Genomic DNA, 14229 nt, shown 5'->3' with positions numbered 1-14229 from the left:
AAAGCCCGCCCAAGCCCGGGCGGGCATATCGACAGATGGGTTGCCACGGCGTTGTCGTTTCAGTTACCGCGATCACCACCGCTGCTGACTTCCTCGGGCACAGGCTCTTTGGCCATGCGCTTGCGAAACAACGCCGCCCTGGCGAGCAATAGCGTGGTGACGGGTACGGTGATCGACAGCAGTATCGGGATCAGCCAGGCATGCAGCACGGGGCTTTGCTTGAGCCAGGAAAAGTAGATGATCGAGGCCAGCGCCACGCACCAGGCGCCGATGGTCGATGCCAATGCTGGCGGGTGCATGCGCTGGAAGTAATCCTTCAAACGCAGCAAGCCCAAGGCGCCGATCAAAGCGAACAGGCTGCCGATCAGCAATAGGGCGGCTGTGAGCAGTTCCAGCCAGAACGGCAGTTCCAAGGTTTCGTTCATTCGATCACCTCGCCCCGCAGCAGGAACTTGGCCAGCGCGAAGGAGCCGACGAAGCCGAACAGGGCAATCAGCAGGGCACCTTCGAAATAGGTGTCACTGGCATAGCGAATCCCCAGCACCAGCATCATCAGCATGGCCAGGATATACAAGTAGTCCAGTGCCAGGACCCGGTCCTGGGCGGACGGCCCGCGAAACAGTCGGATCAACGTCAGGCCCATGGCCAGGGCAAAGATGAACAGACTGGCGAGCACCGCAGTGGCAAGCAGACCGGTCATTGGAAGATCTCCATCAGAGGCCGTTCATAAGTGAGCTTGAAGTGCTCGATGAAGGCCGCTTCATCGGCCAGGTCGAACACATGAAGTAGCAGTACGCTGCGATCCAAGGCAAGCTCCGACCACACGGTGCCCGGCACTACCGTGGTGATCATCGACAAGGCCGCCAGGCCATGTGCGTCACGCAGGTCCAGTGGAATGTGCACGAACACCGAGTTTGGCGAACGTCGTCCAGCGCGTAGCACCCCCGCTGCCACCTGCAGGTTGGAGCGAATGACGTCGATGCCGACCCGGCCGACCAGCTTGAGGATTGTCCAAGGCCGGCGCACGTGGGCATGCTGGGGGCGCAGCGGCGCCAGCAATAGCGGGGCCAGCAGCGCGAGCGCGGCGGCCAGCAGCAGGTTGCCCGGGCTCACGGACAAATTCAGCACTAACCACAGGGCAAACAATGCGGCCGACAAGAGCGGGGCGGGGAATAACTTACTCATGGCTGCACCTGCGTGTCGACTGTGGTCGGGCCTGGTATCGGACGCGCCGCCATCACCGCTTCGATGTAGGCGGTTGGCGCCTGCAGGCTGGCGGCGGTGTCCTGGGTATAACGCAGCAATGGCTCGGCCCGCAGGCTGACGAAGATGCACAGGCCCAGCAGGATGACGATCGGCAGGCACTCATAGCGGCGCAGCACAGGCGAGGGTCGCTCCTCCGGCTTCCAGAAGCGCAGGATGCCAACCCTGCCGAAGGCGATCAACGAAGCCATGCCAGACAGCACCAGCAGCGTGACCAGCGCCCAGCCAGCCGCCGACAGGGGTTGGTCGGCCGGCGTGCCCAGGCCGAGTGGGTTGAACAGCGCACTGATCAAGTTGAGCTTGGCGACGAACCCGGATAACGGCGGCATGCCGATGATCAACAGCGCGCAGGCGATGAAGCTCAAGCCCAGAAAGGCCATGGTCCAGGGAATGATCTGGCCGATCACCGCTTTCTGCTGGTCGTCGAGGTTGATGCCTTTAGGCGGGTGCAGCGATTCCAGTGGCGAGGGCAGGGCGCCTTCCTCGTCCTCGAGCGGCGCTTCGTTCGCCGAGCGCGACCGCTCGATCAGCTCCGCCAGCAAGAACAGCGCGCACAAGGCCAGGGTCGAGTTGACCAGGTAGAACAGCGCCGCGCCGGTGAGCGCTGGCTGGGCGAAGCCAACGGCGCCGAGCAGGGTGCCAGCCGAAACGAGGATGCTGAGCGCGGCCATGCGCTCCAGACGCTGAGCGGCCAGTATCGACACGGCTGCGACCGCCAGGGTCACCAGACCGCCATAGACGAGCCACTGACCGCCGAAATGCGCCGATGCGCCGGCCTGGCCGGAGAACAGCAGGGTCCATAGGCGTAACAGTGCGTACAAGCCGACTTTGGTCATGATGGCGAACAGCGCGGCCACCGGCGCGCTGGCCGAGGCATAGGCCGGCACCAGCCAGAAGTTGAGCGGCCAGATACCCGCCTTGACCAGAAAAGCGATGGCCAGAATGGCTGCACCGGCATGCAGCAGGCCACGATCGGCCTCGGGCACCAGCGGTATCTTCAGCGCCAGGTCGGCCAGGTTGAGCGTACCCGTTACGCCGTACAGCATCGCGGCGCCAATCAGAAACAGCGATGAGGCGAACAGATTGATGGCGACATAATGCAAGCCGGCGCGCACTCGAGCTCGTCCCGAGCCGTGCAGCAGCAGCCCGTAGGACGCGGCGAGCAATACCTCGAAAAAGACGAACAGGTTGAACAGATCGGCGGTCAGGAATGCCCCGTACAGCCCCATCAACTGGATCTGGAACAGTGCATGGAAACTGGCGCCTGCCCCGTCCCAGCGCGCCCGGGCGAAGAGCAGGGCGCTGATGCCGATTACCCCGGTCAGGGTCAGCAGCAGCGCAGAGAGGTGATCGACTACCAACACAATGCCAAAGGGTGCCGGCCAGTTGCCTGGCAGGTAGACACCGAACGATTCGGCCTGGCCCTGGGTGCGCACCCACAGTAGCAGGTAGATGGCGATGCCCAAGCCTGCAGCGGTCGACAGCAGATTCAGACGGGCCTTGACCCGGCGATGCTTTTCACCGAGCAACAGCATCAATGCCGCGGTCAGCAGCGGCAGCAGGATGGGGGCGGCGATCAGTTGACTCATACCGCTCATTCGTCGCGCTCCCGGCCGTCAACATGGTCGGTACCGGTCAAGCCGCGCGAAGCCAGCAACACCACCAGGAACAGCGCAGTCATGGCGAAGCTGATGACGATGGCCGTGAGCACCAGGGCTTGCGGCAACGGGTCGGTGTAGTGCAGCAGGTCCTGGGTGATACCTTCCTTGATGATCGGCTCCTTGCCGATGAACAGGCTGCCCATGCTGAAGATGAACAGGTTGACCCCATAGGACAGCAGGCAAAGGCCCATGATCACCTGGAAAGTGCGTGGCCGCAGGATCAACCAGACCCCGGAGGCCGCGAGCACGCCGATGGCGACTGCAATGACTTCTTCCATCAGGCGGCTCCTGCTCGGTTGGCTTTGGACGGTTGCCCGGGGCGATAAGCGCGTACCGACTGATGCGCCAGGGCGGTGAGAATCAGTAAGGTCGAACCCACCACCACGGTGTACACGCCGACGTCGAAGAACAGTGCGCTGGCCACGTGCACGTCGCCCAGCACTGGCAGGTGCAAGTGCGCGGTATGGGTGGTCAGGAACGGATAGCCAAGCATCATCGCGCCCGCGCCGGTGAGCGTTGCGCAGAACAATCCAGTCCCCATCCAGCGCAGTGGGCGCAGGCTCATTTGCGCCTCGACCCACTGGGTGCCGGCGACCATGTACTGCAGGATGAACGCTACCGACATCACCAGCCCGGCGACGAAGCCTCCGCCTGGTTGATTGTGACCGCGCATGAACAGGTACATCGACACCAGCAGGGCCATGGGTAACAGCAGGCGCACCAGTACCGCCGGCACCATCATGAAGCCCAGGGCGGTGTCGGCGACGTGCCGCGGGTTGACCAAGTCGGTGACCACATCCGGAGCCAGTTGGCGCTGCTGGGCAGGCAACTGCATGCTTTCCTTGGGTGGGCGGAAGCGTCGCAGCAAGGCGAACACCGTCAGAGCTACCGCAACCAGCACGGTAATCTCGCCCAGGGTGTCGAACCCGCGGAAGTCCACCAGCATCACGTTGACCACGTTGGTGCCACCGCCTTGCGGCAAGGCGCGGCTGAGGTAGAACGACGAAATGTCGTTGGGGGTCGGCCGGGTCAGCATGGCGTAAGACAGCACAGCCATGCCACCGCCTACAAGAATGGCCAGCAGCAGGTCGCGCAGGCGCCTGGCGCGGGCACGATCGAACCGGCCCGGCAATGGCGAGACGCCCTCGATCCGCCGTGGCAGCCAGCGCAGCCCGAGCAGGATGAGGACGGTGGTGACCACTTCGACAACCAACTGGGTCAGTGCAAGGTCAGGCGCCGAGAACCAGACGAAGGTGATGCACGTCATCAAGCCACAGACACTGACCATGGTCAGGGCCGCCAGTCGATGATATTTGGCCTGATAAGCGGCGCCGATGGCGCAGGCGATAGCGATCAGCCACAGCGCGACGAAGACGCCAGAGCCTGGGATTTTCGGTCGCTCGCCCCAGCTGAGCCCACTGTAGAGCATGGGCGCCAGGCCAGCGATGAAGGCCGCGGTGACCAGCATGAACAGCTGCGCCTGCAGCCGGCGGCTGGTCAGTGCAGTTTCCAGGCGCCTTGCCAACAACATCAGGCGCAACAGGCCCAGCTCGAACAGGCGCTTGCCATTGAAGCGCTCGATCAGCGGCGGATAAGGGAAGCGGCCCCGGCGCAGCTGCTTGCGCAGCAGCAGGTAAAGCACGGCCCCGCCGCACATCGCCACCAGGCTCATGATCAGCGGGGCGTTCCAGCCGTGCCAGATGGCCAGGCTGTATTCAGGCAGCGTGCCGCCGACCACGGGCAGCGCGGCCGCTGCGAGCAGGGGGCCAACCGACTGGGCGGGGAAGATACCCACCACCAGGCAGGCCAGTACCAGAAACTCGACCGGGGCGCGCATCCACCGTGGCGGCTCGTGCGGGGTGTGCGGCAGGTCTTGTGCGGTGGGACCGAAGAACACGTCGACTGTAAATCGCAAGGCGTAGGCGACGCTGAATGCCCCGGCCAGGGTGGCAATGACCGGTAGAGCGGCCTCTACCCACGCAGTCGAGCTGATGAACACCGTCTCGGCGAAGAACATTTCCTTGGACAGGAACCCGTTCATCAACGGTACGCCGGCCATCGAGGCGCTGGCCACCATGGCCAGGGTAGCCGTGTAGGGCACCAGGCGTATCAGGCCACTGAGGCGGCGAATGTCGCGCGTGCCGCTTTCATGGTCGATGATTCCCGCTGCCATGAACAATGAGGCCTTGAAAGTGGCATGGTTGAGGATATGGAACACCGCGGCGACGGCCGCCAACGGGCTGTTGAGTCCCAGCAGCAGGGTGATCAGGCCCAGGTGGCTGATGGTCGAATAGGCCAGCAAGCCCTTGAGGTCGTTCTGAAACATGGCGGCGAAGGCGCCCAGTACCAGCGTGATCGCGCCAGCACCGCCGACGATCCAGAACCACTCCTCGCTGCCTGACAGTACCGGCCAGAGACGCGCCATCAGGAACACCCCGGCTTTGACCATGGTCGCCGAGTGCAGGTAAGCGGACACCGGCGTGGGCGCCGCCATGGCGTGGGGCAGCCAGAACTGGAAGGGGAACTGCGCACTCTTGCTCAAGGCGCCGAGCAGGATCAACGGCAGCAGCACAGGGTACAAGGCGTGTTCGCGTATGGTTGCACCGGCAGCCAGGACCCGGTCGAGGTCGTAGCTGCCGACCACATGGCCGAGCAACAGCGCCCCCACCAGCAGGCACAACCCGCCGGCGCCGGTCACCATCAGCGCCATATAGGCGCCGCGGCGAGCGTCGGCCCGGTGGTGCCAGTAGCCGATCAACAGGAAAGAGAACAAGCTGGTCAATTCCCAGAAGAACACCAGCTGAATCAGGTTGCCGGAAATCACCAGCCCCAGCATTGCGCCCATGAAGGCCAGGAAAAACGCGAAAAAGCGTGGCACGGGGTCTTGCGGCGACATGTAGTAGCGCGCATAGAGCGATACCAGGGTACCGATGCCCAGCACCAGTAAGGAGAACAGCCAGGCGAAGCCGTCCATGCGCAGCACCAGGTTCAACCCCAGGCTGGGAAGCCAGAGGAATTCCTCGCGGATCACCCCGCCGTGGGCAACCTGAGGGTACAGCAGTGCTACCTGGACGGTGCCGACCAAGGCCACGAGCCCGGCGAGTATGGACTCGGCGTTACGTGCATTGTGCGGCAGCGCAGCTGCCAGGCAACTGCCCATGAAGGGCAGAAGCAGTAGCACTATCAAGGACATAGCGATCTATTCTGGAAAGGTTTGCAGGGATCATACGTGCCAGACCGTTCATCACCAACACGCAAGCTGTCGCAGAATCCTACAAAAGCGCTGTGACTAGCTGTTTTTTTATAACAGCTTTTTACAGAGCATAGTCATCGCCAGGTAATCAGTGCCCAGCTTCAGGCTCGCGGGTGATGGCAACTTGCGTAGCATCATCGAATTGACGGTTGCGTCGCAGCTTTAGTTCGCTAATTACGACAGCGATGACGATCAACAGCCCGCCGAGCAGTGCGATGCCGGGCAGGCGCTCGCCGGCCAAGCGCCCGACGATACCGGCCCAGACAGGCTCGCCGGCATAGATGAGGGTGGCGCGGGTAGGCGAGACCGACTGCTGTGCCCAGTTCATCGCCACCTGGATCACCGCACTCATCACACCAAGGCCCAGCGCGCTCAGCAGCAACAGCCAGGAAAAGTCTGGCAGACGCTCCTGGGTCGGTACGATCATCAAAAATGCCAGCAGCGATGCAGTCGCCAATTGCACTACCGTGACCCGGCGTACATCGACCTGGCCTGCGAACCGACTGATCAGAATGATCTCCGCAGCGATCGCCACCGCACTCACCAAGGTCACCATCTCGCCTTCGCTGAAGTGCAGGCCGCCGCCTTCTGGCCCAGCCAGCAGCATCAGGCCGATGAAGGCCAAGCAGATGCCGATGCTTGGCATCAGGCCCGGGCGGCGGCCTAGCACCAGCCATTGCAGCAGCGGCACGAACGGCACGTAAAGTGCGGTAATGAACGCCGATTGGCTGCTGCTGATGGTTTGCAATCCCATGGTCTGCAGGCCGTAGCCGAGCATGATGGCAACGCCGATCAGCAGGCCAGCCTTGAGTTCGGTGAAGGTCAGGCCGGAGAGTGCCCGCGCCGAGGCCAGGCCGACGAACAAGGCAGCGGCCGCGAAGCGCAGGCCGACGAAGAACATCGGACCGCTCACGGCCATGACGTTGTGCACCAACAGGAATGTCCCGCCCCACAACATGGTGATGAACACCAGCACCCCTTCTGCCTTGCTCAGGCGGAACGAGACGGTGGTTGTCGGGCGGCTGCTGGCTGGCTTCATGTTCTTGCGCACTCGCTGAACGCGGCGCACAATCGCCGCAAAGTGCGCAGTATACTGCGCAGCCCTGCCATGTGAGCAATATAGTGCACAAAGATTCCGCCCACCGCGCCTCGGTATTGCAACACGTCAGCCTCAATGTACGGAGCCTGCGCAATGCTGCGGGGATGAGCCAGAGCGCGCTGGCCGAGCGCTCGGGGGTCAGTCGGCGCATGCTGGTCGCCATCGAGGCGGGCGAGAAGAACGTCAGCCTGACCACCCTCGACCTGATCGCCGAAGCGCTGGGTGTGGCCTTCAGTACGTTGATCCAAGCGCCGGATCAGCGCGACCCCAGCCGTATCGATGAACTGGCCTGGGCTGGCGAGCACCCATTGAGCCGGGCCACGCTGCTGGCCAGTAGCAGCGCCCGACGTGAGGTAGAAATCTGGGAGTGGCGCCTGGCGCCAGGTGAGTGTTACACCAGCGAAGCGGATGCCGAGGGTTGGCACGAGCAGATTTACGTGGCCGAAGGCCAGTTGACGCTCATCATCGAAGGCATCGAGCATGCGCTGGCAGCCGGCCATTTCCATGTATTTGCCAGCAACTGTCGCTATGCCTATCGCAATGATCAGGCAGTGCCCGTGCGCTTCGTGCGCAACGTGGTGATCTGAAGTCGCTCAAAGGTGCGGCCCTGGCCCCTCGTCAGCCAGGCGATCCTGACAGTTGCGCAGCGGGCACTCTTTGAGCGACATGCAGCCGCAGCCAATGCAGCCATCGAGTTGGTCACGCAGCCTGAGCAGCTCATCGATGCGACGGTTCAGGTCTTCACGCCAACGCGCCGAGAGCTGTTGCCAGTCCTGCGCAGTGGGGGTGTGGTCGAGAGGCAACGCGGCGAGCGCGCAGGCGATTTCCGCCAAGGGAATGCCAAGGCGCTGCGCCATCTTGACCACTGCTACGCGGCGCAGCATCGCCCTGGGATAGCGGCGCTGGTTTCCCGCATTACGCGTGCTGCTGATCAGGCCTTTGGTTTCATAGAAGTGCAGTGCGGTGACGGCAACACCACTGCGCGCAGCCAGTTGGCCCACGGTGAGTAGCTTATCGGCAGCGGCGGACATTGGTTTGGGCATAGAGGGATAACAGAGCGCTTGACCTTGAGTTAACTCGAGGTTTTACCCTGCTGGACATTCTCAAGCAAGCGCGTTCAGCCAGGAGACCTGCCATGACGGCCATGCCTAACGCTTTGTGGTTCACCCAGATGATCGAATATCACGTTCCTGCTTGCCGCCAGGAGTCCCTGGCCCAGGCACTGGCAACCCGCAGCGAGCAACTGGCCTCCCGCTGTCCTGGCCTGCAAGGGGTGAGCATACAGGCCAGCGATGATGGCAGCCGTGTGCTGCAATGCTTACAGTGGCAATCGCGTCAGGCCTGGGAGGCTTCAGCGCAGTGCTTCAGCGACGAGCCGTTCTTGCAGCTGCTCAGGCAGAACCAAGCCCATGGGGTCAATTTCGCGGCGTTCCAGGCCCTGCGCAGCCTGGTGCGCAGCAGCGATGGCGGCTTGCACTGCCAGTTGAGCCCCAATCACGCCTAGCTCAGGCATACCAGGGCGCGTAGTGCGGGTAGCGGTCCAGGCGTGCGCCGATCACCATCTCGCTGATCCAGGCGGCCAGGATCGAGCTGTAGGCTTTTTGACTCTGCTCACTGGACAACGCGTGGTCGGCGCCGTCGACGATGCGATGGGTAAGCGAATGGGCGTTGACGAAGGCTGAGCGATAGTTCATCAGCGTGGCGTGCGGTACGTAATCGTCCTGCTCGGATTCGACCAGCAACACGTCGCCTGCGAACTCAGCGCAGGCTGCCAGCGCTCGGTTATCGGCCGGGCCAAGCGTGCTTTGCCGGTAGGCGTTCAGGCGCTGGCGATCAAGCCCCTGCTTGGGCATGTTCCATTCGTCGTCCCAGTACATCGCCGGCACGCGCAGGGCCAGCCAACGCACCGGCCGCTGCAAGGTCAGCAAGGTAGCCAGGTAGCCGCCGTAGCTGCTGCCGATTACGGCAATGGCGTCGCTGTCCACGGCCGGATGGCTGACTAGGCGGTCATAGGCGACCAGCAGGTCCTGCAGGTTCTGCTCGCGGGTGACGGTCAGGCGCTGGCTTTCGGTCTTCTCATGGCCGCGCAGGTCGAAAGTCATGCACACGCAGCCCAGGCCGGTGATGTGTCGGGCGCGGGCCAGGTCGCGCTGCTGGCTACCGCCCCAGCCATGCACGAATAGAATCCCTGGCATCTTGCTGCCAGGGCTTACCAGCGTGCCGACGATGCTGTCATTTTCGACTTGCAGTTCAACCGTTTCACTCTGAATGCTCATGCTGGCCGATGCGCGCGTACTTGCTGAATTGTCCGAGTTCACTGTCGTTTCCTTGATAGAAGAGGGTGGCGTCGCTGGGCAGGGAAACCTGCGCAAAGACCTCATGGGTCGAAGCCTTCACGCGCAGCAGTGTCGGGTCGCTGGCAAACGCCTGCAGGGCCAGCATTTCCGCGCTGCTTGCCCCGCCCAGTCGCCAGGACTGTTCCAGCACACCGCTGCGAACCTGACCGTTGGCGGTGGTGCCGCGGGCGATGTCGTAATTGCGCCGGCTGGCGAGGAAACCTGGGAAGTGCTGTTCGGCAGCCGCCTCATAGACCATGGCCTGGTTGATCGCCAGGCGTAGATGCTCTTCGAGGGGCAACTGCAGCAAGGCGTCATAGCCGCCACGCACCACGGCCAGAGACGAGCCCCCGTACACTGACATGCCCTGGTGGTCGTGGGTCAGGTGCTGAATGCCGTGATAACTGCAGGTCAAGCCTGCGACCCTCACCTGGCCGACGCTGAAAGTCTCGACATCGTGTAGATCTTCCTCAAGCACCAGGCCGTAGAGCGCCAGCGTGCTGTCGTCCATTTCGCCAAGCAGTGGCTCGAGCTCTGCGGCCTGCGTGATCACGCACTGCCCGCGCCCCGCCGTGGCCAGTACCGGTTTCACCCGCACTGGCCCTTCAGGCAGCAGCAATTGCACGGCGCGTCGAGCATCGGCCTTGCTGAACACGCTGTAGCCGCGCAGCAAGGCATCGCTGGCCTGGCGAGCGAATCCGTCCGTCCAGCCGGGTGGCATTACCGCATCGGCAGGCCGTGGGTGAGAGATGGCCTTGGTGGCCATGTACGGCTGAGCGACCAAGCCGCCAAACAGGTCTGCCTCACTATGAATGCCTAGTGCGGCATAACGCTCGGGGCCGACCAGGGTTGAAGTGGGCAGGTAGTAGTAGCGCCCGTTGATGTCGCCCGGCAGTGCGTTAAGCACCTGATCGCAGCCGAGCAAGCAGGCCAGTCGCTCGGCGATCTTCAGGTGCACGGCACGCTCGTGCTCCGGGGTGTGCTCGCGCGTATCGAGCAAGATGACGGCAGTCTTGCGGTCGTTGACATTGGCCATGCGCACCTGCTTGCTGTCGGTGAATGTACAGTTGTGAAGCGCCCGTCGACGGTTAGTTCAGCGGTAAACGACTGATGGCGTATGCGAGCTTGGCCCCAGGCCTTGATCGACACCGTTGCGACGACGGGGCGGCTGCTCCATTATTTAGCGCACCAGAACACCACGATGGATTGCCAGGAGTGCGCATGAACGTTCAGACCACCGGAGTACAGACTGTGCCGGAGCGCTTGGCGCGGGTGCGTGAGGTCATGGCGCGGGAAGGCCTTGATGCTCTGCTGGTGCCGTCGGCCGACCCACATCTGTCCGAGTACCTGCCGGGTTTCTGGCAAGGGCGGCAGTGGTTGTCTGGCTTCGAGGGCTCGGTCGGCACGCTGGTGGTCACTGCTGCGTTCGCCGGCGTCTGGGTCGATAGCCGCTATTGGGAGCAGGCTGAGCGAGAACTGGCCGGGAGCGGTATCGCCTTGATGAAGCTGGCGCCCGGTAAGCCCGGAGCGCTCGAATGGCTGGGCGAGCACACGCCGGTCAATGGCGCTGTGGCAGTCGATGGCGCCGTGATGGCTTTGTCTGCGGCGCGCCAGCTCGAAGCTCGGCTACAGGCGCGCGGATCGCGCTTGGTCACCCACCAGGATGTGCTCGGTGAGGTGTGGCAGGGGCGCCCGGCGCTGCCGAGCAATCCGGTGTATCAGCATCTGCCGCCGCACGCCACGATCAACCGAGCGGAAAAACTGGCCCAGTTGCGTCGTACCCTGGAAGAGCGTGGCGCCGATTGGCACTTTATCGCCACACTCGATGACATCGCCTGGCTGTTCAATCTGCGTGGCAGCGACGTCTCTTACAACCCGGTGTTCCTGGCCTTCGCGTTGGTCGGCAAAGAGCAGGCGCTGCTGTTCGTGGGCGCCGATAAGCTCGATGGGCATCTGCGCCACGTGCTGGAAGTCGACGGTATCGAGGTGCGCGACTATGCGGCAGTGCAACAGGCGTTGGCGGAGCTGGCACCCGGCAGCCGTTTGCTGCTCGATCCGGCGCGCGTGACCTGTGGCTCGGTAAGCACGCTGCCCAAGCAAGTGCAGCTGGTTGAAGGGCTCAATCCGACGACCTTGAGCAAGTCACGCAAGACTCATCTGGAGCTCGCGCATGTTCGCCAGGCGATGGAGCAAGATGGCGCGGCGTTGTGCGAATTCTTTGCCTGGCTCGAAGCTCATCAAGGCCAGGAAGTCATCACTGAGCTGACCATCGACGAGCAGCTCAGCGCCGCACGGGCGCGCCGCCCGGGCTTTGTCTCGCTCAGTTTTGCCACTATTGCCGCTTTCAATGCCAACGGCGCGATGCCGCACTATCGCGCAACCGAGCGCGCCCATGCAGTGATCGAAGGTGACGGCTTGTTGTTGATCGACTCCGGCGGGCAGTACCTGGGAGGTACCACCGACATCACCCGCATGGTCCCGGTGGGCACGCCGAGTGTCGAACAGAAACAAGATTGCACGCGGGTGCTCAAGGGCATGATTGCGCTGTCCCGTGCGCGTTTCCCGAAAGGCATTCTCTCACCGCTGCTCGACGCCATCGCTCGGGCACCGATCTGGGCTGATCAGGTGGACTACGGTCACGGCACCGGCCATGGCGTCGGTTATTTCATGAATGTGCACGAAGGGCCTCAGGTCATTGCCTACCAGGCGCCATCCACGCCGCAAACGGCAATGCAGGTTGGCATGATCAGCTCTATCGAGCCTGGCACTTACCGGCCAGGGTCGTGGGGCGTCAGGATCGAGAACCTGGTGGTCAACCGCGAATCAGGTGCCAGCGCCTTTGGCGAGTTTCTCGACTTCGAAACCCTGACGCTGTGCCCAATCGATACCCGCTGCCTGCTCGCCGAGCGGCTGACCGATGAGGAGCGAGACTGGCTCAATCACTACCACGCAACGGTGCGCGAGCGCTTGTCGCCACTGCTGCAGGGTGACGCCCTGGCGTGGCTGCAATCGCGTACGGCTGCGATTTGAGCGAGCGCTTCCTAAGCGGCAGTTTAAAAGGAAGGGCAGCCAGTGGCTGCCCTTGATGTTATTTGCAGATGACGATCATGCTGCGGCTGGTGTAACCGGCAGGATTGATGCCGAACAGGTAGTCCCCCGCCTCGGCGTCGGTGTCCCCCGAACGGGCAATCACCTTGTACCCGCGCGAGCTACAGGAACTGGCGGCCTTGCTGTAGCACTTGTCCCACGAAGAAGACAGACCTGAGCAGTTGATGTGCAGGCCTTTCTTACCTTTTTTGACCTCAGTCTTGGCCGTAGCGGCACATCCGGCAATGGCCAAGACGGCCAGGATGAGCAAAATTCGTTTCATTCCTGTCCTTATATGCAGGGCGTGACTGCTGTCTGACCCTGTCGTTATGGCTTCGTTCTTCCTGAATTTCCCCGGCATCCATTCGTGCAGTGCGATCGTTGAGCGATGATGATCTTCGCCACAGCTTAATCAGCAGGCCAGGCTGCGACAATCCTTATCTCGTTGCGGTGGCCAATCGCTTGCCGATCAATCCGCGACAACCGCAGGGGTGGCTTTGCGGCCCATGGACAGTGTGGCTCCCACGGATGCTGCGATGATGGCTGCGATTGCCAGCCACTGCGTGGTGCTCAATACCTCGCCGAGAAACACCAGGCCCGACAACGCACCGATGGCTGGTTCGATGCTCATCAAGGTGCCGAACGTGCGAGCGGGCATGCGTGTGAGGGCGACCATTTCCAAGCTGTAGGGTAACGCGGTCGACAGCACCGCAACGGCCAGGGCCAGTGGAATGACCGCAGGAGTGAGCAATGCGCTGCCGGCGTGCACGATGCCGATCGGTGCGACGAATAATGCCGCGACCACAACGCCCAGTGCTGCGCTCTGGATCCCGTGCTCGGCGCCTGCGCGCTGGCCGAATAGAATGTACAGCGCCCAGCAGACGCCGGCGCCAAGCGCGTAGGCAGCACCGACCAGGTCCACCGGTTGCCCGCCATGGCCTACCGGGAGCAGCAAGAGCAGGCCCGCCACCGCAAGCGCAATCCACAGGAAGTCCAGCGCGCGGCGCGAGCCGAACAGCGCCACGGCCAGGGGACCTGTGAATTCGAGGGCGACGGCGATGCCCAGTGGCGTCGTCTGCAAGGACATATAAAAGAGGAAATTCATCCCACCCAATGCCATGCCGTAGATGACGACGTTACGCAGCGTGCTGGCGGTCATGCGTACACGCCATGGGCGCAGCACCAACAGCATGATGACGCTAGCGAAAATCAGGCGCAGGGTGGTGGTGCCTTGGGCACCGATCATGGGAAACATGGTCTTTGCCAGCGATGCGCCCGATTGAATCGAGGCCATGGCAATAAGCAGCAGGCCGATAGGGAAAAGCATGGCGGCCAGGCTGCGGGGCTTGTTGTTCATTTAGCGATGACATTCCTGAGGGGCGAGTGTGCAATATAGTGCGCAAATGGCGGAGTGGGGCGCAAGGACGGGAATGGACTAATAGATGAAATTAAAGGTTGACGCCCTCTCGAATCCCCTTATAATGCGCCCCACTTCCAGCGACAACGGAACGAGAAACTCCTTGAGAATCA

General features: G+C 62.7%; 15 protein-coding genes. 3 read left to right on the top strand and 12 right to left on the bottom strand.

Annotation, left to right across the window (positions count from 1 at the left end; genetic code table 11):
* Positions 1-59: 59 nt before the first annotated feature.
* The 7 genes from FS665_RS13085 to FS665_RS13055 all read right to left on the bottom strand — a co-directional run bounded on the left by FS665_RS13085 (position 60) and on the right by FS665_RS13055 (position 7216).
* Positions 60-425 (bottom strand): Na+/H+ antiporter subunit G, encoded by a 366-nt coding sequence (locus FS665_RS13085; protein ID WP_145188791.1) that lies wholly within the window; start codon positions 423-425, stop codon positions 60-62.
* A complete protein-coding gene (locus FS665_RS13080; protein ID WP_145188788.1) occupies positions 422-700 on the bottom strand; it encodes a K+/H+ antiporter subunit F in 279 nt (92 codons plus the stop codon). The genes FS665_RS13085 and FS665_RS13080 overlap by 4 nt, the downstream gene beginning before the upstream one ends.
* Positions 697-1185: a Na+/H+ antiporter subunit E gene (locus FS665_RS13075; RefSeq protein WP_145188785.1), complete on the bottom strand. Its 489-nt coding sequence runs from the start codon at positions 1183-1185 to the stop codon at positions 697-699. Before FS665_RS13075 ends, FS665_RS13080 begins: the two co-directional genes overlap by 4 nt.
* The gene (locus tag FS665_RS13070; protein WP_145188782.1) at positions 1182-2861 is read right to left on the bottom strand and encodes a monovalent cation/H+ antiporter subunit D; all 1680 of its coding nucleotides are present in this window, start codon (positions 2859-2861) and stop codon (positions 1182-1184) included. Before FS665_RS13070 ends, FS665_RS13075 begins: the two co-directional genes overlap by 4 nt.
* On the bottom strand, positions 2858-3202 hold the full coding sequence (locus FS665_RS13065) for a Na+/H+ antiporter subunit C (protein WP_145188779.1): 345 nt from the start codon (positions 3200-3202) through the stop codon (positions 2858-2860). Before FS665_RS13065 ends, FS665_RS13070 begins: the two co-directional genes overlap by 4 nt.
* Entirely contained in the window at positions 3202-6117 is a 2916-nt protein-coding gene (locus FS665_RS13060; RefSeq protein ID WP_145188776.1) for a monovalent cation/H+ antiporter subunit A, read from the bottom strand. Before FS665_RS13060 ends, FS665_RS13065 begins: the two co-directional genes overlap by 1 nt.
* Positions 6118-6265: 148 nt before the next feature.
* On the bottom strand, positions 6266-7216 hold the full coding sequence (locus FS665_RS13055; protein ID WP_145188773.1) for a DMT family transporter: 951 nt from the start codon (positions 7214-7216) through the stop codon (positions 6266-6268).
* An 83-nt stretch (positions 7217-7299) separates the two neighbouring features.
* Between FS665_RS13055 and FS665_RS13050 the strand changes: the two genes are divergently transcribed.
* On the top strand, positions 7300-7863 hold the full coding sequence (locus FS665_RS13050; RefSeq protein ID WP_145188769.1) for a helix-turn-helix domain-containing protein: 564 nt from the start codon (positions 7300-7302) through the stop codon (positions 7861-7863).
* A 6-nt stretch (positions 7864-7869) separates the two neighbouring features.
* Here FS665_RS13050 and soxR read toward each other — a convergent pair whose 3' ends face one another.
* A complete protein-coding gene (soxR, locus tag FS665_RS13045; protein ID WP_256675091.1) occupies positions 7870-8307 on the bottom strand; it encodes a redox-sensitive transcriptional activator SoxR in 438 nt (145 codons plus the stop codon).
* Between the two features lie 104 nt (positions 8308-8411).
* On the opposite strand from soxR, the gene FS665_RS13040 reads away from it, so the two are divergent.
* Complete coding sequence (locus FS665_RS13040; protein WP_145188763.1) at positions 8412-8780, top strand: antibiotic biosynthesis monooxygenase; 369 nt, start codon at positions 8412-8414, stop codon at positions 8778-8780.
* Between the two features lies 1 nt (position 8781).
* Here FS665_RS13040 and FS665_RS13035 read toward each other — a convergent pair whose 3' ends face one another.
* Positions 8782-9552 (bottom strand): S9 family peptidase, encoded by a 771-nt coding sequence (locus FS665_RS13035; RefSeq protein ID WP_145188760.1) that lies wholly within the window; start codon positions 9550-9552, stop codon positions 8782-8784.
* Positions 9536-10648: a DUF3182 family protein gene (locus tag FS665_RS13030; protein WP_145188757.1), complete on the bottom strand. Its 1113-nt coding sequence runs from the start codon at positions 10646-10648 to the stop codon at positions 9536-9538. The genes FS665_RS13035 and FS665_RS13030 overlap by 17 nt, the downstream gene beginning before the upstream one ends.
* A 185-nt stretch (positions 10649-10833) precedes the next feature.
* Here FS665_RS13030 and FS665_RS13025 point away from each other — a divergent pair, with 185 nt between their 5' ends.
* Positions 10834-12642 carry an aminopeptidase P family protein gene (locus FS665_RS13025; protein ID WP_145188755.1) on the top strand — a complete coding sequence of 603 codons (1809 nt, stop codon included), beginning with the start codon at positions 10834-10836 and terminating at the stop codon, positions 12640-12642.
* A 58-nt stretch (positions 12643-12700) separates the two neighbouring features.
* On the opposite strand, the gene FS665_RS13020 is transcribed toward FS665_RS13025, so the two are convergent.
* Positions 12701-12982 (bottom strand): hypothetical protein, encoded by a 282-nt coding sequence (locus FS665_RS13020; protein WP_145188752.1) that lies wholly within the window; start codon positions 12980-12982, stop codon positions 12701-12703.
* A gap of 186 nt (positions 12983-13168) precedes the next feature.
* Entirely contained in the window at positions 13169-14056 is an 888-nt protein-coding gene (rhtA, locus tag FS665_RS13015) for a threonine/homoserine exporter RhtA (protein ID WP_145188749.1), read from the bottom strand.
* Between the last annotated feature and the right edge of the window lie 173 nt (positions 14057-14229).

It is taken from the genome of Pseudomonas sp. URMO17WK12:I11, from assembly GCF_007677725.1.
Taxonomy (GTDB): Bacteria; Pseudomonadota; Gammaproteobacteria; order Pseudomonadales; family Pseudomonadaceae; genus Aquipseudomonas.
Note: the sequence above shows the minus strand (reverse complement) of the source record. Positions and strands in the feature narration are given on the sequence as shown.

Coding starts and splice junctions, on each gene's coding strand:
- FS665_RS13085 (WP_145188791.1), bottom strand. CDS start 425: ATGAACGAAACCTTGGAACTGCCGTTCTGGCTGGAACTGCTCACAGCC.
- FS665_RS13080 (WP_145188788.1), bottom strand. CDS start 700: ATGACCGGTCTGCTTGCCACTGCGGTGCTCGCCAGTCTGTTCATCTTT.
- FS665_RS13075 (WP_145188785.1), bottom strand. CDS start 1,185: ATGAGTAAGTTATTCCCCGCCCCGCTCTTGTCGGCCGCATTGTTTGCC.
- FS665_RS13070 (WP_145188782.1), bottom strand. CDS start 2,861: ATGAGCGGTATGAGTCAACTGATCGCCGCCCCCATCCTGCTGCCGCTG.
- FS665_RS13065 (WP_145188779.1), bottom strand. CDS start 3,202: ATGGAAGAAGTCATTGCAGTCGCCATCGGCGTGCTCGCGGCCTCCGGG.
- FS665_RS13060 (WP_145188776.1), bottom strand. CDS start 6,117: ATGTCCTTGATAGTGCTACTGCTTCTGCCCTTCATGGGCAGTTGCCTG.
- FS665_RS13055 (WP_145188773.1), bottom strand. CDS start 7,216: ATGAAGCCAGCCAGCAGCCGCCCGACAACCACCGTCTCGTTCCGCCTG.
- soxR (WP_256675091.1), bottom strand. CDS start 8,307: ATGTCCGCCGCTGCCGATAAGCTACTCACCGTGGGCCAACTGGCTGCG.
- FS665_RS13040 (WP_145188763.1), top strand. CDS start 8,412: ATGACGGCCATGCCTAACGCTTTGTGGTTCACCCAGATGATCGAATAT.
- FS665_RS13035 (WP_145188760.1), bottom strand. CDS start 9,552: ATGAGCATTCAGAGTGAAACGGTTGAACTGCAAGTCGAAAATGACAGC.
- FS665_RS13030 (WP_145188757.1), bottom strand. CDS start 10,648: ATGGCCAATGTCAACGACCGCAAGACTGCCGTCATCTTGCTCGATACG.
- FS665_RS13025 (WP_145188755.1), top strand. CDS start 10,834: ATGAACGTTCAGACCACCGGAGTACAGACTGTGCCGGAGCGCTTGGCG.
- FS665_RS13020 (WP_145188752.1), bottom strand. CDS start 12,982: ATGAAACGAATTTTGCTCATCCTGGCCGTCTTGGCCATTGCCGGATGT.
- rhtA (WP_145188749.1), bottom strand. CDS start 14,056: ATGAACAACAAGCCCCGCAGCCTGGCCGCCATGCTTTTCCCTATCGGC.